This window comes from Streptomyces pimonensis, assembly GCF_041380215.1.
Classification (GTDB): Bacteria; Actinomycetota; Actinomycetes; order Streptomycetales; family Streptomycetaceae; genus Streptomyces; species Streptomyces pimonensis.
This window is the reverse complement of sequence record NZ_JAHWZY010000007.1, coordinates 73,419-94,586: the sequence shown is the minus strand read 5'-3', so window position 1 is coordinate 94,586 and position 21,168 is coordinate 73,419. Positions and strand designations below refer to the sequence as shown.

Below are 21,168 nucleotides of genomic sequence, written 5' to 3'. Positions count from 1 at the left end.
CAGAATGCCGGCGCAGCTGGGGAGCTGCGCCGGCATTGCCCTGCCCGCGCGGTTCCGGGGGCGAGCGTGGATCCCACGGGTCCGCGCAACCCACCCCCGGCTACCCTCGCCCCGTGACCACGGACCTCCTCCCCGCCCTGACCGCCCACGTCAGGGCGGCGGCCCACCCGAACCACCACACCTGCCGCTGCACCACCGCCACCCTCGCCGCCCGCGAGGACGCCGCCGTCGTACGGCACGCCGGCACCGTCGCCAAGGCCCACGCCCCCGGCGCCGACGCCGCCGAGCTGGCCCTCCGCCTCACCGTGGCCGCCCGGCTCCCCGGCGTCCTCCTCCCCCCGCTCGCCCCGACCCCCGCCGAACTGCACGGACGGCTCGTCACCCACTGGCCGTACGGCACTCCCGTGGACCCCGACGACCCGGACGCCGCTCCCTGGGAAGCCGCGGCCACCCTCCTCGCCCGCCTGCACCGGACCCCCGCCCCCACCGCCGTACCCCCCATGCGCGGCCCCGCCAAGGCCGCCCATGCCGTCGCCCTCCTCCGCGCCGCCCCCCGCCATCCCGCCACCGCCGCCGTACGGCACGCCTGGGCCGCCCTCCCGCCCTGGGCCCGTGGCGAGGCCTCCGCGCCGGACACCGTCACCGCCCTCTGTCACGGCGACTTCCACCTCGGTCAGCTCATACGCCACCCCGCGCGCGGCGGCCCCTGGCTGCTCATCGACGTCGACGACCTCGGCACGGGCGCACCGGCGTGGGACCTGGCCCGTCCGGCGGCCTGGTACGCCTGCGGACTGCTCGCCCCCGACGAGTGGCGCCGCTTCCTGACCGCCTACCGCGCGGCCGGCGGTCCGGCCGTACCGTCCGAAGGTGACCCCTGGACCGTGCTGGACGTCCCGGCCCGCGCCCTCACGGTCCAGACCGCGGCCCGCGCCGTCACCAGGGCCGTCGCGGCCGGGCGGCCCCTGGACGAGGTGGAGCAGTCACTGGTCGACGCCTGCGCGCGCATGGGTTCCGTCCGCCCCGCCGCCCCGTCCGGTGGAGCGGAAGTTCCGTGAAGCAGGGTGCAACCGATCCACAGCCGGACGGAGTCTGTTCTGGCGATATGTGAAGCAGGAACGACCGGCCGGGAGTTGAACCGATCATGCAGTGTCCGAAGTGCCGTGCCCCGATGCACACCCACAACCGCAACGGCGTCCAGATCGAGCAGTGCAGCGGGTGCCGGGGCATCTTCCTCGACTACGGCGAGCTGGAGTCGCTGACCCGGCTGGAGGCCCAGTGGTCGCAGCCCGCGCCGCCGGCCCCGGCCGCCCCGCCGCCGTACCCGGCCGCCCCACAGGCGTACCCGGCCGCCCCGCAGGCGTACCCGGCCGCGCCGGCTCCCGCCTGGGGTGCTCCCCACGGCCATCACGGTCACCACCGCCAGAAGAGCTTCGGGCGCATGCTCTTCTCCAGCTGACGGACGCACGACGAAGCCCCCGGTCGGGCGACCGGGGGCTTCGGGGTTGTGGACGATACTGGGATTGAACCAGTGACCTCTTCCGTGTCAGGGAAGCGCTCTCCCGCTGAGCTAATCGTCCTCGGGGCCACGATCACTCCATGGAGCGGATCGTGGGCACTGCGTGCGCGATACTGGGATTGAACCAGTGACCTCTTCCGTGTCAGGGAAGCGCTCTCCCGCTGAGCTAATCGCGCGGGGGATCCGGAGATCCAGGATCCGGGGATCCAGTGGACGATACTGGGATTGAACCAGTGACCTCTTCCGTGTCAGGGAAGCGCTCTCCCGCTGAGCTAATCGTCCTTGGAGGTGGAGACGGGATTTGAACCCGTGTAGACGGCTTTGCAGGCCGTTGCCTCGCCTCTCGGCCACTCCACCAGGAGTGCAGGGGACCGGGAGGCCCCCTCTTCCTTCGAGCGGACGACGAGGCTCGAACTCGCGACCTCAACCTTGGCAAGGTTGCGCTCTACCAACTGAGCTACGTCCGCCTGTCGTTTCGGTCGGCTTGCGCTTCCCGGCGACGAACTGAACTCTAGCGGATTCCGGGGCCAGCACAAAAACCCGTTTGTGCAGCGTGCTGCGCTGCGCCCGCCCGCGGACGTGCCCGGGCCGCCGGAACGGCGCCCGCCATAGACTCGTCGCGTGCTGGACCTGCCCCCTCTCGTCCGTTTCGGCGACCGCGTCGCCACCGGACTCCTCGACGTCACCGACGATCCCGCCGCCCTGGACTCCGCGGGGTTCTGGGCCGTCGCCGCAGACTTCGAGGGCCGCCTGACCTGCGCCCGCTTCCGGGAGGTCCGGGAGCAGCCGGTTCCCGCCCCCGTGCCGGGGGCCTGGCGGGGGCCGGCGGCCGGCGACTGGACGTCCTCGCTCGACCGCGGCGCGTACACGGCGGCCGTACGTCGTATCCGCGACCACATAGCCGCCGGAGAGGTGTACCAGGCGAACCTCTGCCGCGTCCTGTCCGCGCCGGTGCCCTCCGACGCCGACGTAGACGCCCTCACCGCGCTGCTCGCCCGGGGCAATCCGGCGCCGTATGCCGGAACGATTCGTCTGCCCAGCCACGGGGTGGAGATCGCCACCGCCTCGCCCGAACTGTTCCTGCGGCGGGACGGCCGGGTCGTCGAGTCCGGACCGATCAAGGGCACCGGGCGCACCGAGGCCGACCTGCTGGAGAAGGACTACGCCGAGAACGTGATGATCGTCGACCTGGTCCGCAACGACGTCGGACAGGTCTGCGGCACCGGCACGGTGACCGTGCCCGACCTGTGCGCCGTCGAGAAGCACCCGGGGCTGGTCCACCTCGTGTCGACCGTGCGGGGCGAGCTGCGGGACGGCGCGGGATGGCCCGAGCTGCTCGGCGCCGCCTTCCCGCCCGGCTCCGTCACCGGCGCGCCCAAGTCCAGCGCGCTGCGGATCATCGACGCGCTGGAGACGGCGCCCCGCGGCCCGTACTGCGGCGGTATCGGCTGGGTCGACGCGGACCGCGGCACCGGTGTGCTCGCGGTGGGCATCCGCACCTTCTGGATCGACCGGGCCGCGGGCGGCGGCACCGTTCTGAGGTTCGGCGCCGGCGCCGGGATCACCTGGGGCTCCGACCCAGAGGGGGAGTGGCGGGAGACCGAACTGAAGGCCTCCCGGCTGCTCGCGGTAGCGTCGGGGACGTACGAGATGAGGGAAGGGACCCAGAGGTGAAGATCTGGCTCGACGGCGGGCTGCAGGACATCGAGTCCGCCCGCGTCTCCGTCCTCGATCACGGACTGACCGTGGGCGACGGCATCTTCGAGACGGTGAAGGCCGTGCACGGACGTCCGTTCGCGCTCACCCGGCACCTCGACCGGCTGACCCGGTCGGCCCGCGGGCTCGGGCTGCCCGACCCCGACCTCGACGAGGTCCGCCGTGCCTGCGCCGCCGTCCTCGAGGCCAACCCGATGCCGCTCGGCCGGCTGCGCCTCACCTACACCGGCGGTCACGGCCCGCTCGGCTCCGACCGCGGCGACCGCGGTCCGACCCTCGTGGTCGCCCTCGGCGGGACCACCCGCCGCCCCGACTCCACCGCCGTCGTCACGGCCCCCTGGACGCGCAACGAACGCGGCGCGCTCACCGGCCTGAAGACCACCTCGTACGCCGAGAACGTCCTCGCCCTCGCCCGCGCCCGTGAGCGGGGCGCGTCCGAGGCGCTGTTCGGCAACACCGTCGGACAGCTCTGCGAGGGCACCGGGTCGAACGTCTTCGTCGTCCTCGACGGCGAGCTCCACACCCCGCCGCTCGCCTCCGGCTGCCTCGCCGGGATCACCCGCGCCCTCGTCGTCGAGTGGACCGGAGCCGAGGAGACCGACCTGCCGCTGGACGTCCTGGAACGGGCAGAGGAGGTCTTCCTCACCTCCACCCTGCGCGACGTCCAGGCCGTGCACCGCGTCGACGGCCGCGAACTGCCCGGCACCCCCGGCCCGGTGACCGCCAAGGCCATGCGGATCTTCGACGAGCGCTCCGGGGCCGACCTCGACCCGTGACGGACCCGGAATTCGGCTGACCCGGGGCGACGGGCGGGTGGGTGGGGCGGGTCCGTAGGGCTCTCGGTCGAGGGTGGTGGTGGGCGACGGGCGGGTGGGAGGGGCGGGTCCGTAGGGCTCTCGGTCGAGGGTGGTGGTGGGCGACGGGCGGGCGGGTAGAACACCCTCGATGACCACCACCCTGCGGCCGGTCGAGCCGCTTCAGCAGAACCCCGACGGTACGCGTTCGCGCCGCTACCAGGTGTGCGTGAACAGCCGTCCCGTCGGGACGGTCCACCTCGGCACCCATCCCGTCTTCGGCGACTCCGTGGCCCGGATCATGAGCCTGTGCATCGAGGAGCCGGACCGCCGGCGCGGCCGGGGCACGGTGGCCGCGCTCGCCGCGGAGGAGGCGGCGCGCGGCTGGGGGTGCCGCCGTATCGAGGTGACGGTCCCCGCCGACGCCCGGGCCGCCCTCGGACTCGCCACGGCGCTCGGCTACGTCGTGCGCAACCGGGCCATGGAGAAGGCTCTCCCGGACGCCCCGCCGACGCTCCCGGAGGGCACCGTGGCCCGGCCCATGACGGAGGGCGAGTTCGGACCCTGGTCGGCCAAGGGCCAGGAGGACTACGCGGGGGACTGGATCCGGCGCGGGGTGCCGGAGGCCGAGGCCCGGGCCAAGGCGGCGAACGACCACGCCGTGCTGCTGCCCGACGGCCGGGCCACCGAGGGCATGCTCTTCAGCGTCCTCGAGCACGAGGGCACGCCCGTGGGCACCCTGTGGCTGTCGGTGCGCGGGGAGCGGGCCTACGTCTTCGACGTCGAGGCCGGCGCGGCCCACCGCGGCCGGGGGCACGGACGTGCGCTCATGCTGCTTGCCGAGGCCCAGTCGGTCGCCGCGGGCAACCGGGCCATCGGGCTCAACGTGTTCGCCGGGAACGCCCCGGCCGAGCGGCTCTACGACTCGCTCGGCTACGGCACGACGCGGTACTCGCTGTACAAGCCGCTCCTGTGAGGGCGGGCGGGACCCGCGGGCCCCGGGGTCAGCCCTCCCGCTCGGCCAGCAGCCGGTCCGCGATCTCCTCGACGCGCTCGCGCAGCCCCTCCTGGCTCTTGCCGCCGTCGAGGCGCTCACCGCCGATGACGTACGTCGGGGTGCCCGTCACTCCGATCGCCTTGCCCTCGGCCTGGTCCGTGTCCACGATCAGGATGTGCCGTCCGTCGATCAGCGCGGTGTCGAACTCCTCGGCGTCCAGACCGAGTTCCCGGGCGATCTCGACGAGGAAGGCCTCTCCTTGGAGATCCAGTTCCTCGACCCGCCCCAGCACGGCCTCGACGTACGGCCATCCCCGCCCCTGCTCCAGTGCCTCCTCGGCGGCCTGGGCGGCGGCGAACGAGTGCTTGTGCTTCTCCAGCGGGAAGTGCCGCAGCCGCAGCTCCAGGCGGTCGCCGTAGCGGGCCCGCAGGGCGCGGAGGTCGTCGAGGGCGCTCCGGCAGTCCGGACACTGCAGCTCGCACCAGACGTCGAGGACGGGGGCGGCGGGACGGGCGGGGGAGGAGTCACTCATGGGCACAGTCTCCCAGCCGGGCCGCCTGTCACCCAATCGGGCGCAGGACGTTCCGGGGGCGGGTCCGGGACCGAGGGCGGACCCGTCTCCCGGTCCGTCCGGCGGCGGAGTCCGCGGTGGGCGCCCACCGGCACCTGCGGAGGAGCGACGACCCGGAGATGTCCCTGATGTCCGGTCGGAACATGGCCCGGCGGGGCCCTGCGGGTGCAGGATGGAAGAGACGAAGCGCCAGAGCGCCCCACCTGCCTGGAGGACCGGATGATTGCCGAGACCGTCTGTTCCGCCGTCTCCGCGGCAGGCCTGGGCATCGCGGCGATCGCGGCCTACCGCAAACGCTTCCTCGCGGCCGCCCGCATCGCCGCCTATGCGCTCGTGCCCCTCGGGCTGGTGATGACCGGCGTCGTCGACTGGCTGGCCGACACCGCCTTCAGCCCGACGGCCTGGGCCGGCTTCGGACTGCTCGGCCTGTCCTGGGCGTTGTTCGCGACCACTCGCACCGTGGAGCGGCGGCGCGGCGGCACCCGCAAGGCCGCGCGGGCCGACGCGCGACCGGAGGCGATGGCGCCCGGGGCCTCCGCGCCCTCCCTGGGGCAGGGATCCCGCCCGGCGGCCCGTCCCGCCCCCGCCTCCCGGGGCGAGGACGACTTCAGCGACATCGAGGCCATCCTCAAGAAGCACGGCATATGACGGCGACGCACCACGGCTGAGCGCACGCGACCGGCGGAAACGTCACAGGGCGTCGAGGAGTGCCCGGAAACGGTCACAACCCGAACGGTAGGTCGCGGAATCGGCGAGCTCGCATTCACTCCGTGAGTGTTGATCGCGTCGGGTGCCCTCGATGCGCCATCATCGCCGCGAGATGCTGGACACGACACAGAGCGATGCCGCGCCGCAGCAGGACGAGCCGCGTGGATGCCTCTTCGCCCTTTCCCAGCCACCGCTGATGATCTTCCTGGCGGTGATCGGGTGTCTGCTGCTCACGGCTGCCCTGCACGACCTGCTGTGGCTGTGAGCCGTACCCGCGGTACCCGGCGTCACCCGTCGGGACCGCGTCGGCACGGCATCGGCCAGCCGCCTCGCCGACCGGGGGACGGCCCCGGGAGGTCAGCCCGCAGCCTCCTTGCGCCGCGCCCGGTAGGCGGCCACATGCAGACGGTTGCCGCAGGTGCGGCTGTCGCAGTAGCGGCGCGAGCGGTTGCGTGAGAGATCGACGAAGGCGTGCCGGCAGTCCGGTGCCTCACAGCGTCGCAGCCGCTCCTGCTCCCCGGCGACCACGAAGAACGCCAGCGCCATCCCGCAGTCGGCGGCCAGGTGGTCGGCCACGGTGGCACCGGGCGCGAAGTAGTGCACGTGCCAGTCGTAGCCGTCGTGGTCGGTGAGCCGGGGCGTGGTGCCCGCGGCCGCGATCAGCTCGTTGATCAGCGCGGCGGCCGCGCGGGCGTCCGGAGCGGCGAAGACCGCCGCGAACCGGCCGCGGATCCTGCGCACCGCGGCCAGGTCGAACTCCGTGAGCACCCCGACCTCGCTGACCTTGTGCTGTCGCACGAACTCCTTGAGGGCCGCGACGTCCGGCAGCCCCTCGGGTGTCGTGTCCTCCGGCGCGGAGTTCACCAGATCCACCACGGTGTCGAGTGCGCACCGGGTGTCGTGGGTGATCAGCACAGTTCGCTCCCTGGCCTGGGGGTCGGGCGGGCGCCCGCCGATGCTGGCCGATGGTAGTGGCTCCGGTGCGCCCCGCACCCCCCGCTCCGCACATGGCTTCGAATGCGACGCGCGGACGCGGGTGGTCGTTCCCGGCCACTCGTTCGGCCGACACCGGTTCGGCGTGCGCGCAGCACGACGGCGCCACACCGCGGACCCCGCGGTGTGGCGCCGTCGTGTACGGGCCGTGTACGGCCGTCCGGGCCCGAGCCGTCTCCCCGAGTCGACGGCGCCGGGCGGCTTCGCGAGCCTCGCCTAGCTTTCCGCCAGGATGTGCGAGAGCTCCTGGTCGAGATCGAAGTGCCGGTGTTCCGTGCCGGGAGGCACAGCGGCGTCGGTGCGCTTCAGGAAGGACTCCAGGGCCCTTGCGGGGGCCTCGAGCAGGGCCTCTCCCTCCGGTGAGCTCAGGGCGATGCAGACGACGCCCTGACCATGACTGCGCGACGGCCAGACACGGACGTCGCCGGTGCCGGTGGGGCGGTGAAGTCCCTCGGCGAGGAGGTCGCGGGCGAACACCCACTCGACGGTCTCCTCGGCTCCGGTGTGGAAGGTGGCGTGCACGGCGTAGGGGTCGGCCGTGTCGTACCGCAGGCCTGCGGGGACAGGCAGGGAGGACTCGCTCGACACAACGAGGCGCAGGTGCAGCTCGCAGCTGACCGTGGTGTTCATAAGCGCCAGGGCCTTTCGCTCAGTGTGCGCTCGGGGATTCGCACGTCGGCCAAATCGACATGCCACCTACGGTGCCGTTGTAAACCCCTCTGAGGGTTTTGCGTCGTTTTACGTAACCCTTCCGGCCGAAAGATCGTTCGCGCTCTGCGCCCATTCCGGTGATGTGTTTCGCTCGGGTAGTGTTTGGCTGTATGAACACGGGGATTGACAAGTCCGGCGAGATCGCGGTGGCGGCCCACGGGGTGACGGTGGACGAGAGCGGGGACCGTGAGGAGCGGGGGCTCGGATCGCGTGCGCCGGAGTTCGTCAGGGCGCGTCGTGTGCTGCACGTCAGCTGGCAGGTCGGCGTCTTCGTCGTCGGCCTCGCGGTCGTGATGGCCGGCGCCGCGATGCTGGTGCTGCCCGGACCGGGCTGGGTCGTGATCTTCGGCGGCATGGCGATCTGGGCGACCGAGTTCGTCTGGGCCCAGCTGGTGCTGCGCTGGACCAAGCGCAAGGTCACCGAGGCGGCACAGCGTGCCCTGGACCCCAAGGTGCGGCGCCGTAACATCATCCTGACCTCGATCGGCCTGGTGATCGTGGTCGTGCTGGCCGGGGTCTACCTGTGGAAGTTCGGTCTCGTGATGCCCTGGAAGATCAAGGAGCAGTGATCCGCGGCGGGGGCCGGGGCGTCGTCCCCCCGCTGGTCACGGGCGCCCCTGACATGGGGTAATGTTCTTCCTGCGTCCGGGCGATTAGCTCAGTGGGAGAGCGCTTCGTTCACACCGAAGAGGTCACTGGTTCGAACCCAGTATCGCCCACCGGATCATCAGGCGGCCCGGCTCACCACTCGTGAGCCGGGCCGTCTCGTCGTGTGCGGCCGGTGCGGCGCGCCCGCGCCGGGGTGATCGTCCGGCGAGGGCCCTTCCGTGTGTCCGGGACGTTCCGTTCCCGGCCGTCTTCATCCAACCGTGACCTTCCGTCGCGCCCGTCCCGGTCGGCCCCGCTGCGTTCGGCCGGTCGGCCGCGAGGCGTCCACCTGGCCGTTTGTGGTCGGGCGTGGATCTGAGGGCGAGGCGGCCGCCGCCGCTGCCGGGACGCGGCGCCCATGAATTCCTGTCCGAATCATTGACGCGCCTGTAGGCCCTCCGTAACTTGTGCCAGCAAGCGCTTACTTGAAACGATTCATGAGGCGGACGCGAACGTCGCGGGGAGGCTCATATGCAGCAGGGTGGGAATGTGGAGAGGCGGACGATCCTCAAAGCGGCGGGGGCCTCGCTGGCCGTCGCGGGGCTCGGGGCGACCGCCACCGCCTGCGGTGGCGGCAGCGGCTCGGGAGACGGGACGGTGACGCTCCGTTACGCGTGGTGGGGCGGCGAGCCGCGCACCATCGCCATCAAGAAGACGATCGCGCTCTTCGAGAAGAAGTTCCCGAAGATCAGGATCAAGCCCGAATTCACCGACTACGAGGCGTTCTGGGAAAAGTTCCAGACCCAGGCCTCCGGCGGGAATCCGCCGGACGTCTTCCAGAACGCGGTCGCCTTCCTGCGTAAGTACGACAAGCGTGGTGTTCTGCTGGACCTCAAGTCGCAGGCGGACGCGGGGAATCTGAGCCTGGACAACTTCCGCAACGGCGTCCTGGCGAACGGTCAGGTGGACGGCAAGCAGATCGCCGTCCCCGTCGGCGCCAACACCATGTCGCTCGTCATCGACCTCAAGGCCTTCGAGAAGGCCGGGGTGGAGGCGAGGTTCGGCTGGACCTGGGACGAGTACTTCGACGCGCTGCAGACGATCCAGGACAAGCTGAAGATCGCCGGTGACACCGGCTACTTCAGCATCATGTACCTCTACGACCTCTACCTGCGCCAGAACGGCAAGGCGTTCTTCACGGACACCGACCTCGGCTTCACCCAGGACGACCTGACGCAGTGGTGGGAGGACGGCTACAAGCGCGTGAAGTCCGGTCTCGTCGCCGATCCGAAGAAGGTCGAGCAGGTCAAGCCCAAGTCGGCGCTCTCGGCGGGCCTCGCGGCGTCCGAGTTCACCTGGGACAACTTCTCCATCCGCTACGAGGGCGAGGGGGAGTCGGACTACGGGCTCGCGCCGATCCCCACCACGGACGGCAAGGCCACCGGCCAGTACCTCGGTTCGCTGATGCTGAGCGGCTTCTCGGGGACCGAGCACCCCAAGGAGGTCGCCCAGTTCATCGACTTCATGGTCCACGACCCCGAGGTCGGCAAGATCATGGGCTACGACCGCGGCATCCTCGCCACCACCGAGCAGTACGAGGCGTTCACGCCCACCGACGACAACAGCAAGGGCGTCAAGGCGTACGAGGAGAAGGTCGCGGCGGCCGGCGTCCTCGGCAGGATCACCCCGCACCCGTCGGGCGCCGACGTCATCGAGGCGGCGTTCCTGCGCATCGGCGGCGAGGTCGCCCAGGGCAAGGCCAAGCCGGCCGACGCCGCCAAAGCACTGTTCAGCGAGGCCAAGGCCGCGTTCGCCGGCTGAGGGGACGTACCACCATGACGCTCGTCAAGGAAGCACCCGCGCGCCCGGCCGGGAAGCGGCCCGCCGCTCCCGCCGCCGGGCGGCGCGGGCGGCGCCGCGAGACTCTCGCCGGCTATCTCTTCATGTCGCCGTGGATCGCGGGGTTCCTGCTGCTCACGGCAGGGCCGATGATCGCGTCGCTGTATTACGCGTTCACCAGCTACAACCTGTTCACGCCGCCCCAGTGGGTGGGGCTGGACAACTTCACGACGATGTTCCAGGACCCGCGCTGGCAGAAGTCGGTCGAGGTCACCCTCAAGTACGTCGTCGTGGCGACCCCCCTGAAGCTGCTGCTCGCGCTCGGCGTCGCGCTGCTGCTCGCGCAGAAGCGGCGTGGGCAGGGCCTGTACCGGGCCGCGTTCTACATGCCCTCGCTCATCGGCGCCAGCGTCTCCGTCGGCTTCGTGTGGCGGGCGCTGTTCTCCGACGACGCGGTCGTGGACCGTACGCAGAAGATCTTCGGTCTCGACGTGGGCGGCTGGATCGGCAACCCGGACTACGTGATCTACGCCCTGGTGGCCCTGAGCATCTGGCAGTTCGGCGCCCCCATGGTCATCTTCCTGGCCGGCCTCAAGCAGGTCCCCCAGGAACTGTACGAGGCCGCGGAGATGGACGGCGCCGGACCGCTGCGCAGGTTCTGGAACGTCACGCTGCCGATGATCTCCCCGGTGCTGTTCTTCAACGTGCTGCTGGAGTCCATCCACGCGTTCCAGGTGTTCGGCTCCGCCTACGTCGTCTCCGACACCCGGTGCGGACCCGCCGACGCCACGCTCGTCTACACCTGTTACCTCTACCAGAAGGGCTTCAAGGAGGCTCAGATGGGCTTCGCCTCCGCGATGGCCTGGACGCTGGTGATCGCGGTGGCGCTCGTGACGGCGGTCCTGTTCTGGTCGCAGAAGAAGTGGGTGCACTACGAGGAGGCCGCCAAGTGACCAGTGCCACCAGCCCTGCCCTGCCCACCGCCCATGAGCGGCGGCGCGTCGGATCGATCGCCTGGCACGTGGGCGCGCTCCTCGTCCTCGCGGTCGTCCTCTATCCCGTGATCTGGGTGGTCGGCGCCTCGTTCAAGCCGAGCAAGGACATCATCGCCAGCCTCGACCTGCTGCCCACCGCGCCGGTCTGGGCGAACTTCTCCGGGCTCGCCGACGGCATCTCCGGCATCTCCATCGGCAGCTTCTTCTGGAACTCGCTGGTGTACGCGGTCCTCGCCGTGGTCGGTGTCGTGCTGTCCAGCTCGCTGACCGCGTACGCCTTCGCCAAGATCCGGTTCGCAGGGCGGAACCTGCTCTTCACGCTGATGATCGGCACGCTGCTGCTGCCGTACCATGTGCTGCTCATCCCGCAGTACGTCCTCTTCCGCAACCTCGAGCTCACCGACACCCTGGTGCCGCTCGTCGCGGGCAAGTTCCTGGCCACGGAAGCCTTCTTCGTGTTCCTGATGGTGCAGTTCATGCGCGGGCTGCCCAGGGAGCTGGACGAGGCCGCCAAGCTCGACGGCTGCGGGCACCTGCGCACCTACTGGTCGATCGTGCTGCCGCTGAGCCGGCCCGCGATCATCACCAGCGCGATCTTCACCTTCATCAACGCCTGGAACGACTTCATGGGGCCGCTGATCTACCTCAACACCCCCGAGAAGTACACCGTCTCGCTCGGCCTGATGATGTTCCGCGACCAGGAGGGCATCTCCAACTACGGCAGCATGATCGCGATGTCGCTGGTGGCGCTGGTGCCGGTCATCGCCTTCTTCATGGCCTTCCAGCGCTACCTCATCGACGGCATGGCGACCTCCGGACTGAAGGGCTGAGGCGGTCACCGTGGCGCAAGCACGTGTGAAGGCGCGCACCTCGCGCAGGGAGTCCGTGTTCGGCGAGCGCTTCGCGGTCTTCGCCGAGTGCCTGCTCACCGGCGTGTGGATCGCCGTGGCCTGCCTCGGGATCGTCACCTACCCCGCGGCGTTCGCCGCCGGCGCCCGGCACCTGAGGCGTCGTACCACCCACCAGGGCGGCGGACTGCGGGAGTTCGCCCTGGACTTCCGCACCGCCGTGCGCGGCGGATGGGCCGTCGGGCTCGCCGGGTGGGTCGTGGCCGCCGCGGTGTGGGTGGACGTCCTGGCCGCGCGGGCCGGACTCCCCGGTGGGCCGCTCGTCGGGGCCGTCGGGGTCTTCGCGCTGATCGGGGCCGCCGTGGCCCTGCTGCGGGCGGCCGCCGTCTGGGCGCCCGGCACGACCTGGCGGGCACTGCTCGCGGACGCCGGCCGGCGTACCGTGCTCGACCCCGCCGGATCCTTCCTGGTCGTCTGCGGGCTGGCCGTCGTGGCACTGTCCGCGTGGTTCGTCCCGCCGCTGGCGGTCCCCGTCCTGGGGGCCGTCGCGGCGGCGGCCGTCGCCGTGGAGGAACGGTACCGGCACCGCTGACGGGCGGTGCCCCTCTCCGGAGGCCGGCGCTTCGGCGCCGCACCTTCGTCTGTCATGCCCTTGACATTACCGTGCACTTCCGCAATGGAAAGGAAAGGCCATGTCCCCCATCCCCCGCAGGTCCCTGCTCAAGGCGGCCGCCGTCGCCGGAGCCGCCGCCCAGGTCAGCTGGGCCCTGGGAACGCAGAACGCCGCCGCCGCGCCCCGGGCGGAAGCCGCCGGCGCCGACCCGGTCACCCTCGACTGGCTGGAGGACGGCGGCCTCGGCGCGGCCCCCGGCTCCACCGTCGGCGTGCCCTGGCCCAAGGGAGCCCACCAGGAGGACCAGACCTTCGCACTGACCGATGCCGACGGCAGGTCCGTCCCCGTCCAGTCCTGGCCGATCGCCTACTGGCCCGACGGATCCCTCAAGTGGACGGCGCACGCCGTGAGCTCAGGCTCCGGCGAACTCACCCTGACCCCGGGGGCGCCCGCCGCGTCCCCCGGGAGGAAGGTCACCGTCGACGAGCGCGGCGGCACCGTCGACATCTCCACCGGCGTCATCACCGCCCGGATCGGAAAGTCCGGCGCCACCCTCGTCAAGTCGGTCCGCCGCGGCTCCACCGAGATCGCCCGCGACGGCCGCCTCGTCCTCCTGCGCCAGCCCGAGTACGAGGACGGCGACCAGACCACCGTCAGGACCGAACGCTTCGACGGCGCCGTCTCCGAGGTCACCGTCGAGCAGGAGGGCCCCGTCCGCGCGGTCGTCCGCATCGACGGCAAGCACCGCAAGGGCCACCGCGAGCTGCTGCCCTTCTCCATCCGCCTCTACTTCTACGCCGGCGCCGACTCCTTCCGCATGGTGCACACCATCACCTACGACGGGAAGCAGGAGCCCGGCAAGGCGAGCGGCGACTTCATCCGCGGCCTCGGCGTCCGCTTCACCGTCCCCCTGCGCGACGCGTCCTACGACCGGCACATCCGCCTCGGCGGCGAGGGTACCGGTCTGCTCCGCGAGGCCGTCAAGGGCATCACCGGACTGCGCCGTGACCCGGGAGCCGCCGTCCAGGCCGCCCAGTTCGCCGGCGAGAAGCTCCCCGACCCCGCCACCTGGGACCAGCGGGTCACCACCCGCCTGCAGTACATCCCCGAATGGGGCGACTACACCCTCTCCCAGCTCTCCGCCGACGGCTTCACCCTGCGCAAGCGCACCAAGAAGGGCTACGGCTGGATCGGCGCAGGCGGCGGCCGGCGCGCCTCCGGCTTCGGCTACGTCGGCGGCGTCACCGGCGGCCTCTCCTTCGGCCTGCGCGACTTCTGGGAGAAGCACCCCGCCCAGCTCGACATCCGCGGCGCCCACACCGACGAGGCCGAGGTCACCCTCTGGCTCTGGTCGCCCGAGGCCCAGCCCATGGACCTGCGCTTCTACCACGACGGCATGGGCCAGGACGCCTTCCCCGAACAGCTCGAGGGCCTCAACATCACCTACGAGGACTACGAGCCCGGGTTCGGCACCCCGTACGGCATCTCCCGCACCTCCGAACTCCTCTTCTGGGCCAACGAGTCCACCCCGAGCGCCGAGAAGCTCGCCGAACAGGTCGAGGCCGTCCGCGTACTCCCGCAGCTCGCCGCCCCGCCCAAGCAGCTGATCGGCGCCGGGGTCTTCGGCAAGGGACTGTTCGCCGAACCGGACCGCTCCACCCCGGCCAAGGCGAAGATCGAGGACCACCTCGACTTCCTCTTCACCTACTACAAGGACCAGGTGGAGCAGCGCCGCTGGTACGGCTTCTGGGACTACGGCGACATCATGCACACCTACGACACCGTGCGGCACCAGTGGCGGTACGACGTCGGCGGCTACGCCTGGGACAACTCCGAGCTCTCGCCCGACCTGTGGCTCTGGTACGCGTACCTGCGCTCCGGTCGCGCCGACATCTTCCGCTTCGCCGAGGCGATGACCCGCCACACCGGCGAGGTCGACGTCTACCACATCGGCAAGTGGGCCGGCCTCGGCACCCGGCACGGCGTCCAGCACTTCGCCGACAGCGCCAAGCAGCAGCGCATCGCCAACACCACCTACCGCCGCTACTACTACTTCCTCACCGCCGACGAACGCGTCGGCGACCTGATGCACGCCAACGTCGACTCCGACGAGACCTTCCTCGTCCTCGACCCCATCCGCAAGATCCGCACCGAGCCGTACACGCCGGACCGCAACGCCCTGTCGATCGGTTTCGGCACCGACTGGAGCGGACTGGTCTCCGCCTGGCTCACCGAGTGGGAACGCAAGGGCCCCAAGTGGGAGAAGGCCAGGGCCCGCGTGCTCTCCACCATGGAGACCATCGCCGCCCAGCCCAACGGCTTCGTCCAGGGCACCGGTCTGTACGACCTCGACACCGGGAGGTTCGCGATCGCGGACGAACCCGTGGTGGGCGTCTCCCACCTGTCGGCGGTCTTCGGCCTGGGCGAACTGTGCGCCGAACTCATCGACCTCGTCGACATGCCGGAGTTCAACGAGGCGTACTACGACTACTGCCGCTACTTCAACGCGAGCAGGACGGAACAGGCCGCGCGCTACGGCTCCCACTTCGGCAGCCTGATCCTCTTCCAGGGCCACTCCCGTCTCGACGCCTACGCCGCCGTGCGGACCGGCGACGAGAAGCTGGCGAAGCGGGCGTGGGAGAAGTTCTACGACTCCGACGGCTACAAGGAGTCGGCGCCCTGGAGGACCGAGGAGGTGAGCGGCCCGACGGCCCTGGTCGCCGGCCGCGAGGCCGCCTGGGTCTCCACCAACGACACCGCGCTCTACGGCCTCGCCGCCATCGAGAACCTGGCGCTGCTGGGGGACCGGATGCCGTAGGCACATCACGGGCGCGGACGGGAACACGACGTCCATGGACTGGAACCGTCACCGCTTCCGCACCCTGTGGACCCTGTCCGCGCCCGCCTCGGTGGTCTGCCGCGTCCTGGAGCGGATCGAGGACTATCCCCTGTGGTGGCCCCAGGTACGGGACGTCACCCGGCTCGACGACACCAGTGGGATCGTCACGATCCGCTCCCTCCTGCCGTACGACCTGACCTCGACCGTGCGGGAGGGGCGGCGCGACCCGGAGACCGGGATCCTGGAGGCCGGCCTGTCCGGCGACATCGACGGCTGGGCCCGCTGGACCGTCACCCGCCTGGGGCACCACCGCTGCCTCGCCCACTACGAGCAGGAGGTCGACGTCCGCAAGCCGCTGCTGCGCCTGCTCGCCGTACCGGGACGGCCCGCCCTCCGCGCCAACCACGTCCTGATGATGCGGGCCGGCCGGCGCGGCCTGGCCGCCCACCTGGAAGCGGTTTGAAGGAACCCTTCCCGGACCTGTATTGTTCAGTGCGTTCCCGGGCGATTAGCTCAGTGGGAGAGCGCTTCGTTCACACCGAAGAGGTCACTGGTTCGAACCCAGTATCGCCCACCGGGAAAGCCGGTCCGTACCCGACGGACCGGCTTTTTGCATCTCGGTGGAGGGCGGCTCTCACGCCGCCGCCGGCAGGTTCGGACGCAGCGGCCAGGCCGGGTCCACCACCTCGTCCGTGCCTGTGCGCGCGAACCACGCCTGCAGTCCCCGCGCCTGCGCCGCGTGCCACACCGCCTGCAGGGTGTGCAGCTCGCCGGGGGACAGCCGTTCCAGCCGGGACGCGAAACGCCGCCCGACCGCCCGGGCGACCTCCAGCGCGGCCGCCGCGTCCGCCGCCGCGTCGTGCGCCGCCTCCAGCTCGACGCCGTAGTGCGCGCACAGGTCGGTCAGCGTGCGCCGGCCCTTGCGGTAGCGGTCCAGGTGCTTGTCCAGCACCCGGGGGTCCAGCACCAGCAGCGGCGTCCGCTCGAACCAGCGGCCCAGCGACGACGCCCGGTGCCGGCGCAGCTCACGGTCCAGCAGGGTGAGATCGAACGGCGCGTTCATCACCACCAGCGGGCGGCCCACCCCGGACTGCTCCGCCAGCGCCTCCGCGATCTCGTACATCACCGGCGCCGGCCAGCGGCCGTTGCGCTGCAGGTGATCGTCCGTCAGTCCGTGCACCGCCGTCGCCCCGGCCGGCACCGGCACCCCCGGATTCACCAGCCAACGGGTCACCCGCGGCCGGACGCCCGGCGCGTCCTGCACGACGAGGGCGGCCGACACGATCCGGTCGGCCTCGACGTCCACACCTGTCGTCTCCGTGTCGAAAGCGGCCAACGGCCCTTCGTACCAGCACGCCATACCCAACAACCCCTCGTCCACCATCGGCAGTCGACGCACCGTCCGCTGCCCGAACCGGTGATACCCGCTCTGTTTGCGCCGTACGCCGGAAGGAGACAACAGGAGTACGGGTCTTAGCAGTTCAGCGGCCCGCAGCGGGGAAGCACTTGTTCTGGAAGGCTGTTGGCCATGGCCATCGCGCAGCCCGAACGGGGCGGGCTGCTGCCCGAGCGCACACCACCCGCTCGCGGCACTCTCGCCACCACCGCCTGCATGGAGACCCTGCAGGTCGGCTATCTGCACGCCGTCGCGGCCGCCGCGGGCTGCTCGCTCTCCCAGCCGTTCCCGGACAACGGCATCGACTGGCACGTCAGCCACAGCGCCCCCGGCCACACCGTCGACGACGAGGTCACCATCAAGGTGCAGCTCAAGGCGACCTACCAGCTCCCCCCGGACCCGCCGGGCCGCTCCTTCTCCTTCACGCTCGACAACGCGCATCTGGAGAAGCTCGCCCGCACCCCGGTCTCGGTGCACAAGATCCTGGTCGTGATGATCGTGCCGCGCGCCCGGGACGACTGGCTGCGTGCCGGCCACGACCGGCTCGACCTGCGGCACTGCTGCTACTGGACCAACCTCGCCGGACACCCGGTCACCGGTCGGCGCCGCACCACCGTACGGATCCCCACCTCACGCATCTTCGACGACCGGGCGCTGTGCGAGATCATGACGCGGGTCGGGACCGGAGGGAAACCATGACGCACCGCCCCGCCGGCCGGCCGCTGCGGCCGGTACGCCCGTACCCCGCCGGTTCCTGGGACGGCCCGCCGCCCGCCCCGGCCGACGTCGACCCGGCCGTACTCGCCGCCCTGCTGCGCCGGCACGGCTGGCAGCGCCGCGGCGGCGCCCCCGGCCGCTACGGCCGCTGGACGCCGCCCGGTCCGGCCGGCGCCGCCACCAGCCTGCTGGTACCCGAAAGCCGTGCTTTCCCCGACAGCGACGACCTGCTGGCCGAGGCCCTGCTGGCCCTCACCCGCGCGGGCACCCCGTCCGCCCGCGCGGTGCTGCTCGGCCTCGCCGTGCCCAGCGACGAGATCCACTGGTGTCGGGAGGCACCGGCCGGGCCCGGCGAGGCCACCGCGTGGACGGCGGCGGAGCAGCTGCGCACCGCCGCCCGCCGCATGCTGCTCGCCGGGGCGCTCGCCACCCGGGCCCGGGCCGGCTACTACGGCGCCCGGCACCGCCGCGCCGCCGCCGAGACCCTGGCCGACGTCCTGGTCGGCCCCGCCCCCGGCGGCCACCGCCTCACCGCGCATCTGCCCGTCGCCACCGGCCGCCCCCTCGCCGTCCGCCTCCACCAGGCCCTCCACGCGGCCCGCGAGGCCGTCGACTACCAGCGGGCCACCGGCGGCCTGGACGCCTTCGACACCGCCGTCGAGGCCGGCGTCAGCCATGAACTCACCGAGGCGCTCGTCGCCCTCGTCCAGGGCACCGAGGGCGCCCGGATCGCCGTCGACTGGGCCCCGGCCGCCGGCGCCCCCGAGGGCCGCGCCGCCCCCGCCGAGCCCGTCGGGTTCTCGCCCGGTGACCTGCCCGTCCTGCGCGAGGCCGGCGCCCGCTATCTGTGTGCCGAACCCTCCGTACCGGTGCGCCTCACCGGCACTGTCGTCCGGATGCGCAGGTCGGGACCGCGCGGCGCGGGCACCGTACGGCTGCGGGTGCTGTCCGGCGCCGACGTCCCGCACGTCCGGGTCGCCCTCGACGAGGACGCCTACCACATCGCCGGCCACGCCCACCTGGTCGGACTGCCGGTACGGGTGGACGGCCGGCTGGAGAGCCGGGGCGGCTTCCGCCGGCTCACCGGCGCGGGCGGGGTCGTGCCCGTGCAGGTGGACGACGCCGACCGGGACCGGATGCTCAAGGCGCTCCGGGAGGACCTCGACTTCTTCGATGAGGCCTGCGCCGGGGACTGAGGCGGGTATCTGTTTCGCCCGCGGAGGGGGCGGGTCGGTACGATCGCCCTCATGCGTGCGCTCCGGTATGGCGCCGCGACCCACTTCAGTCAGGAGAGACCGGTGTCAGACGTCCGTGTGATCATCCAACGCGATTCCGAGCGGGAAGAACGCGTGGTGACGACGGGCACCACGGCCGCCGACCTCTTCCCCGGCGAGCGCTCGGTCGTCGCCGCCCGCGTGGACGGCGAGCTGAAGGACCTCGCGCACGAGGTGAAGGACGGCGAGACCGTCGAGGGCGTCGAGATCTCCTCCGAGGACGGCCTCAACGTCCTGCGCCACTCCACCGCGCACGTCATGGCGCAGGCCGTGCAGGAGCTGTTCCCCGAGGCGAAGCTGGGCATCGGCCCGCCGGTGCGGGACGGCTTCTACTACGACTTCGACGTGGAGAAGCCGTTCACGCCCGAGGATCTCAAGGCCATCGAGAAGAAGATGCAGGAGATCCAGAAGCGCGGTCAGCGCTTCTCCCGCCGCGTGGTGAGCGACGAAGCCGCCCGCGAGGAGCTCGCCGACGAGCCGTACAAGCTGGAGCTGATCGGCCTCAAGGGCTCCGCCTCGCACGACGACGGCGCGGACGTGGAGGTCGGCGCCGGAGAGCTGACGATCTACGACAACCTGGACGCCAAGACCGGTGACCTGTGCTGGAAGGACCTCTGCCGGGGCCCCCACCTGCCCACCACCCGGAACATCCCGGCGTTCAAGCTGATGCGCAACGCCGCCGCCTACTGGCGCGGCAGCGAGAAGAACCCCATGCTCCAGCGCATCTACGGCACCGCCTGGCCGTCGAAGGACGAGCTGAAGGCGCACCTGGAGTTCCTCGCCGAGGCCGAGAAGCGCGATCACCGCAAGCTCGGCTCCGAGCTGGACCTGTTCTCCATCCCGGAGCAGATCGGCTCCGGCCTCGCCGTCTTCCACCCCAAGGGCGGCATCATCCGCCGGGTCATGGAGGACTACTCGCGCCGCCGCCACGAGGAGGAGGGCTACGAGTTCGTCTACACCCCGCACGCGACCAAGGGGAAGCTCTTCGAGACCTCGGGCCACCTGGACTGGTACGCCGACGGCATGTACCCGCCCATGCAGCTCGACGAGGGCGTGGACTACTACCTCAAGCCCATGAACTGCCCGATGCACAACCTGATCTTCGACGCGCGCGGCCGGTCGTACCGTGAACTGCCGCTGCGCCTGTTCGAGTTCGGCACCGTGTACCGGTACGAGAAGTCGGGCGTCGTGCACGGCCTGACCCGGGCCCGCGGCTTCACCCAGGACGACGCGCACATCTACTGCACCCGCGAGCAGATGTCCGAGGAGCTCGACAAGACCCTCACCTTCGTCCTGAACCTGCTGCGCGACTACGGCCTGACCGACTTCTACCTGGAGCTGTCCACCAAGGACCCGGAGAAGTTCGTCGGCTCCGACGAGGCCTGGGAAGAGGCCACCGAGACGCTGCGCCAGGTCGCCGAGAAGCAGGGCCTGCCCCTGGTGCCGGACCCGGGTGGCGCCGCCTTCTACGGCCCGAAGATCTCCGTCCAGGCCAAGGACGCCATCGGCCGCACCTGGCAGATGTCGACCATCCAGCTCGACTTCAACCTGCCCGAGCGCTTCGACCTGGAGTACACCGCCGCGGACGGCTCCAAGACCCGCCCGGTCATGATCCACCGCGCGCTGTTCGGCTCGATCGAGCGGTTCTTCGCGGTGCTGCTCGAGCACTACGCGGGCGCGTTCCCGGCCTGGCTCGCCCCGGTCCAGGCGATCGGCATCCCGATCGGCGACGCGCACGTCGAGTACCTGGAGAGGTTCGCGGACACGGCCCGCAGGCAGGGGCTGCGCGTCGAGGTCGACTCCTCCTCGGACCGCATGCAGAAGAAGATCCGCAACGCCCAGAAGCAGAAGGTGCCCTTCATGGTCATCGCGGGCGACGAGGACATGGCGAACGGCGCGGTCTCCTTCCGCTACCGCGACGGCTCCCAGGAGAACGGCATCCCCGTCGACGAGGCCGTCGCGAAGATCGCGAAGGTCGTCGAGGAGCGGACGCAGGTCTGACCGCACGGACGGTTCCGAAGCCCCCGGGAGCGGTCCCGGGGGCCTTTTCCAC

General features: G+C 71.4%; 21 protein-coding genes and 7 tRNA genes. 19 read left to right on the top strand and 9 right to left on the bottom strand.

From position 1 onward, the window contains the following. Positions 1-113: 113 nt before the first annotated feature. Both KYY02_RS09455 and KYY02_RS09450 read left to right on the top strand, forming a co-directional pair. A complete protein-coding gene (locus KYY02_RS09455; RefSeq protein ID WP_371237224.1) occupies positions 114-1,055 on the top strand; it encodes a phosphotransferase in 942 nt (313 codons plus the stop codon). A gap of 86 nt (positions 1,056-1,141) precedes the next feature. Then, positions 1,142-1,456, top strand: a complete 315-nt coding sequence (locus KYY02_RS09450) for a TFIIB-type zinc ribbon-containing protein (RefSeq protein ID WP_371237223.1) — start codon at positions 1,142-1,144, stop codon at positions 1,454-1,456. Between the two features lie 49 nt (positions 1,457-1,505). Here the strand turns inward: KYY02_RS09450 and KYY02_RS09445 are convergent. From KYY02_RS09445 to KYY02_RS09425, 5 genes are all read right to left on the bottom strand, one after another. After that, positions 1,506-1,577: transfer RNA gene (locus tag KYY02_RS09445), tRNA-Val, on the bottom strand. 43 nt (positions 1,578-1,620) lie between these two features. Continuing rightward, a tRNA-Val gene (locus tag KYY02_RS09440) sits at positions 1,621-1,692 on the bottom strand. 34 nt (positions 1,693-1,726) lie between these two features. Further along, positions 1,727-1,798: transfer RNA gene (locus KYY02_RS09435), tRNA-Val, on the bottom strand. Position 1,799: 1 nt separating this feature from the next. Continuing rightward, positions 1,800-1,873, bottom strand: a tRNA-Cys gene (locus KYY02_RS09430). A gap of 37 nt (positions 1,874-1,910) precedes the next feature. Then, positions 1,911-1,983 (bottom strand) — tRNA-Gly (locus tag KYY02_RS09425). Positions 1,984-2,137: 154 nt separating this feature from the next. Here KYY02_RS09425 and KYY02_RS09420 point away from each other — a divergent pair. The 3 genes from KYY02_RS09420 to KYY02_RS09410 all read left to right on the top strand — a co-directional run bounded on the left by KYY02_RS09420 (position 2,138) and on the right by KYY02_RS09410 (position 5,002). Next, positions 2,138-3,190, top strand: coding sequence for a chorismate-binding protein (locus KYY02_RS09420; protein WP_371237222.1), 1,053 nt, complete (start codon positions 2,138-2,140; stop codon positions 3,188-3,190). Continuing rightward, complete coding sequence (locus KYY02_RS09415) at positions 3,187-4,008, top strand: aminotransferase class IV (protein WP_371237221.1); 822 nt, start codon at positions 3,187-3,189, stop codon at positions 4,006-4,008. Before KYY02_RS09420 ends, KYY02_RS09415 begins: the two co-directional genes overlap by 4 nt. 169 nt (positions 4,009-4,177) lie before the next feature. Next, positions 4,178-5,002 (top strand): GNAT family N-acetyltransferase, encoded by an 825-nt coding sequence (locus tag KYY02_RS09410; RefSeq protein WP_371237220.1) that lies wholly within the window; start codon positions 4,178-4,180, stop codon positions 5,000-5,002. 28 nt (positions 5,003-5,030) lie between these two features. Here KYY02_RS09410 and KYY02_RS09405 read toward each other — a convergent pair whose 3' ends face one another. Next, a complete protein-coding gene (locus tag KYY02_RS09405) occupies positions 5,031-5,555 on the bottom strand; it encodes a DsbA family protein (RefSeq protein WP_371237219.1) in 525 nt (174 codons plus the stop codon). 258 nt (positions 5,556-5,813) lie between these two features. Here KYY02_RS09405 and KYY02_RS09400 point away from each other — a divergent pair, with 258 nt between their 5' ends. Beyond that, complete coding sequence (locus KYY02_RS09400) at positions 5,814-6,242, top strand: hypothetical protein (RefSeq protein WP_371237218.1); 429 nt, start codon at positions 5,814-5,816, stop codon at positions 6,240-6,242. A gap of 151 nt (positions 6,243-6,393) precedes the next feature. Beyond that, a complete protein-coding gene (locus tag KYY02_RS09395) occupies positions 6,394-6,567 on the top strand; it encodes a hypothetical protein (protein ID WP_371237426.1) in 174 nt (57 codons plus the stop codon). Between the two features lie 92 nt (positions 6,568-6,659). Here KYY02_RS09395 and KYY02_RS09390 read toward each other — a convergent pair whose 3' ends face one another. Both KYY02_RS09390 and KYY02_RS09385 read right to left on the bottom strand, forming a co-directional pair. Beyond that, complete coding sequence (locus tag KYY02_RS09390; protein WP_371237217.1) at positions 6,660-7,217, bottom strand: CGNR zinc finger domain-containing protein; 558 nt, start codon at positions 7,215-7,217, stop codon at positions 6,660-6,662. 294 nt (positions 7,218-7,511) lie between these two features. Next, entirely contained in the window at positions 7,512-7,925 is a 414-nt protein-coding gene (locus KYY02_RS09385) for an SsgA family sporulation/cell division regulator (protein ID WP_004002642.1), read from the bottom strand. Between the two features lie 191 nt (positions 7,926-8,116). On the opposite strand from KYY02_RS09385, the gene KYY02_RS09380 reads away from it, so the two are divergent. From KYY02_RS09380 to KYY02_RS09340, 9 genes are all read left to right on the top strand, one after another. Beyond that, positions 8,117-8,575 (top strand): TIGR02611 family protein, encoded by a 459-nt coding sequence (locus KYY02_RS09380; RefSeq protein WP_371237216.1) that lies wholly within the window; start codon positions 8,117-8,119, stop codon positions 8,573-8,575. A 78-nt stretch (positions 8,576-8,653) separates the two neighbouring features. Next, a tRNA-Val gene (locus KYY02_RS09375) sits at positions 8,654-8,725 on the top strand. A 400-nt stretch (positions 8,726-9,125) separates the two neighbouring features. Beyond that, entirely contained in the window at positions 9,126-10,415 is a 1,290-nt protein-coding gene (locus KYY02_RS09370) for an ABC transporter substrate-binding protein (RefSeq protein WP_371237215.1), read from the top strand. Positions 10,416-10,429: 14 nt separating this feature from the next. Continuing rightward, positions 10,430-11,386 carry a carbohydrate ABC transporter permease gene (locus KYY02_RS09365; protein WP_030832427.1) on the top strand — a complete coding sequence of 319 codons (957 nt, stop codon included), beginning with the start codon at positions 10,430-10,432 and terminating at the stop codon, positions 11,384-11,386. Next, entirely contained in the window at positions 11,383-12,258 is an 876-nt protein-coding gene (locus KYY02_RS09360; protein WP_371237213.1) for a carbohydrate ABC transporter permease, read from the top strand. The genes KYY02_RS09365 and KYY02_RS09360 overlap by 4 nt, the downstream gene beginning before the upstream one ends. Before the next feature lie 10 nt (positions 12,259-12,268). Further along, positions 12,269-12,868 carry a hypothetical protein gene (locus KYY02_RS09355; protein ID WP_371237212.1) on the top strand — a complete coding sequence of 200 codons (600 nt, stop codon included), beginning with the start codon at positions 12,269-12,271 and terminating at the stop codon, positions 12,866-12,868. Between the two features lie 100 nt (positions 12,869-12,968). After that, positions 12,969-15,707, top strand: a complete 2,739-nt coding sequence (locus tag KYY02_RS09350; protein WP_371237211.1) for an exo-rhamnogalacturonan lyase family protein — start codon at positions 12,969-12,971, stop codon at positions 15,705-15,707. A 34-nt stretch (positions 15,708-15,741) separates the two neighbouring features. Beyond that, positions 15,742-16,191 (top strand): SRPBCC family protein, encoded by a 450-nt coding sequence (locus KYY02_RS09345; protein WP_371237210.1) that lies wholly within the window; start codon positions 15,742-15,744, stop codon positions 16,189-16,191. A 39-nt stretch (positions 16,192-16,230) separates the two neighbouring features. Beyond that, a tRNA-Val gene (locus KYY02_RS09340) sits at positions 16,231-16,302 on the top strand. A gap of 60 nt (positions 16,303-16,362) precedes the next feature. Here KYY02_RS09340 and KYY02_RS09335 read toward each other — a convergent pair. Then, positions 16,363-17,088, bottom strand: coding sequence for a 3'-5' exonuclease (locus KYY02_RS09335; protein ID WP_371237209.1), 726 nt, complete (start codon positions 17,086-17,088; stop codon positions 16,363-16,365). A 168-nt stretch (positions 17,089-17,256) separates the two neighbouring features. On the opposite strand from KYY02_RS09335, the gene KYY02_RS09330 reads away from it, so the two are divergent. The 3 genes from KYY02_RS09330 (at position 17,257) to thrS (ending at position 21,116) form a co-directional block, all read left to right on the top strand. Next, positions 17,257-17,823 carry a DUF4365 domain-containing protein gene (locus tag KYY02_RS09330; protein ID WP_371237207.1) on the top strand — a complete coding sequence of 189 codons (567 nt, stop codon included), beginning with the start codon at positions 17,257-17,259 and terminating at the stop codon, positions 17,821-17,823. Beyond that, the gene (locus KYY02_RS09325; RefSeq protein ID WP_371237205.1) at positions 17,820-19,037 is read left to right on the top strand and encodes a hypothetical protein; all 1,218 of its coding nucleotides are present in this window, start codon (positions 17,820-17,822) and stop codon (positions 19,035-19,037) included. The genes KYY02_RS09330 and KYY02_RS09325 overlap by 4 nt, the downstream gene beginning before the upstream one ends. 102 nt (positions 19,038-19,139) lie before the next feature. Beyond that, positions 19,140-21,116, top strand: a complete 1,977-nt coding sequence (gene thrS / locus KYY02_RS09320; RefSeq protein WP_371237203.1) for a threonine--tRNA ligase — start codon at positions 19,140-19,142, stop codon at positions 21,114-21,116. Positions 21,117-21,168: the final 52 nt, after the last annotated feature.

Bases quoted from the DNA above. Each gene is read 5' to 3' on its own strand.
- KYY02_RS09330 (WP_371237207.1), top strand. From the start codon at position 17,257: ATGGCCATCGCGCAGCCCGAACGGGGCGGGCTGCTGCCCGAGCGCACA.
- KYY02_RS09410 (WP_371237220.1), top strand. From the start codon at position 4,178: ATGACCACCACCCTGCGGCCGGTCGAGCCGCTTCAGCAGAACCCCGAC.
- KYY02_RS09395 (WP_371237426.1), top strand. From the start codon at position 6,394: ATGCGCCATCATCGCCGCGAGATGCTGGACACGACACAGAGCGATGCC.
- KYY02_RS09450 (WP_371237223.1), top strand. From the start codon at position 1,142: ATGCAGTGTCCGAAGTGCCGTGCCCCGATGCACACCCACAACCGCAAC.
- KYY02_RS09370 (WP_371237215.1), top strand. From the start codon at position 9,126: ATGCAGCAGGGTGGGAATGTGGAGAGGCGGACGATCCTCAAAGCGGCG.
- KYY02_RS09405 (WP_371237219.1), bottom strand. From the start codon at position 5,555: ATGAGTGACTCCTCCCCCGCCCGTCCCGCCGCCCCCGTCCTCGACGTC.
- KYY02_RS09345 (WP_371237210.1), top strand. From the start codon at position 15,742: ATGGACTGGAACCGTCACCGCTTCCGCACCCTGTGGACCCTGTCCGCG.
- KYY02_RS09380 (WP_371237216.1), top strand. From the start codon at position 8,117: ATGAACACGGGGATTGACAAGTCCGGCGAGATCGCGGTGGCGGCCCAC.
- KYY02_RS09400 (WP_371237218.1), top strand. From the start codon at position 5,814: ATGATTGCCGAGACCGTCTGTTCCGCCGTCTCCGCGGCAGGCCTGGGC.
- KYY02_RS09325 (WP_371237205.1), top strand. From the start codon at position 17,820: ATGACGCACCGCCCCGCCGGCCGGCCGCTGCGGCCGGTACGCCCGTAC.
- KYY02_RS09365 (WP_030832427.1), top strand. From the start codon at position 10,430: ATGACGCTCGTCAAGGAAGCACCCGCGCGCCCGGCCGGGAAGCGGCCC.
- KYY02_RS09385 (WP_004002642.1), bottom strand. From the start codon at position 7,925: ATGAACACCACGGTCAGCTGCGAGCTGCACCTGCGCCTCGTTGTGTCG.
- KYY02_RS09335 (WP_371237209.1), bottom strand. From the start codon at position 17,088: ATGGCGTGCTGGTACGAAGGGCCGTTGGCCGCTTTCGACACGGAGACG.
- KYY02_RS09350 (WP_371237211.1), top strand. From the start codon at position 12,969: ATGTCCCCCATCCCCCGCAGGTCCCTGCTCAAGGCGGCCGCCGTCGCC.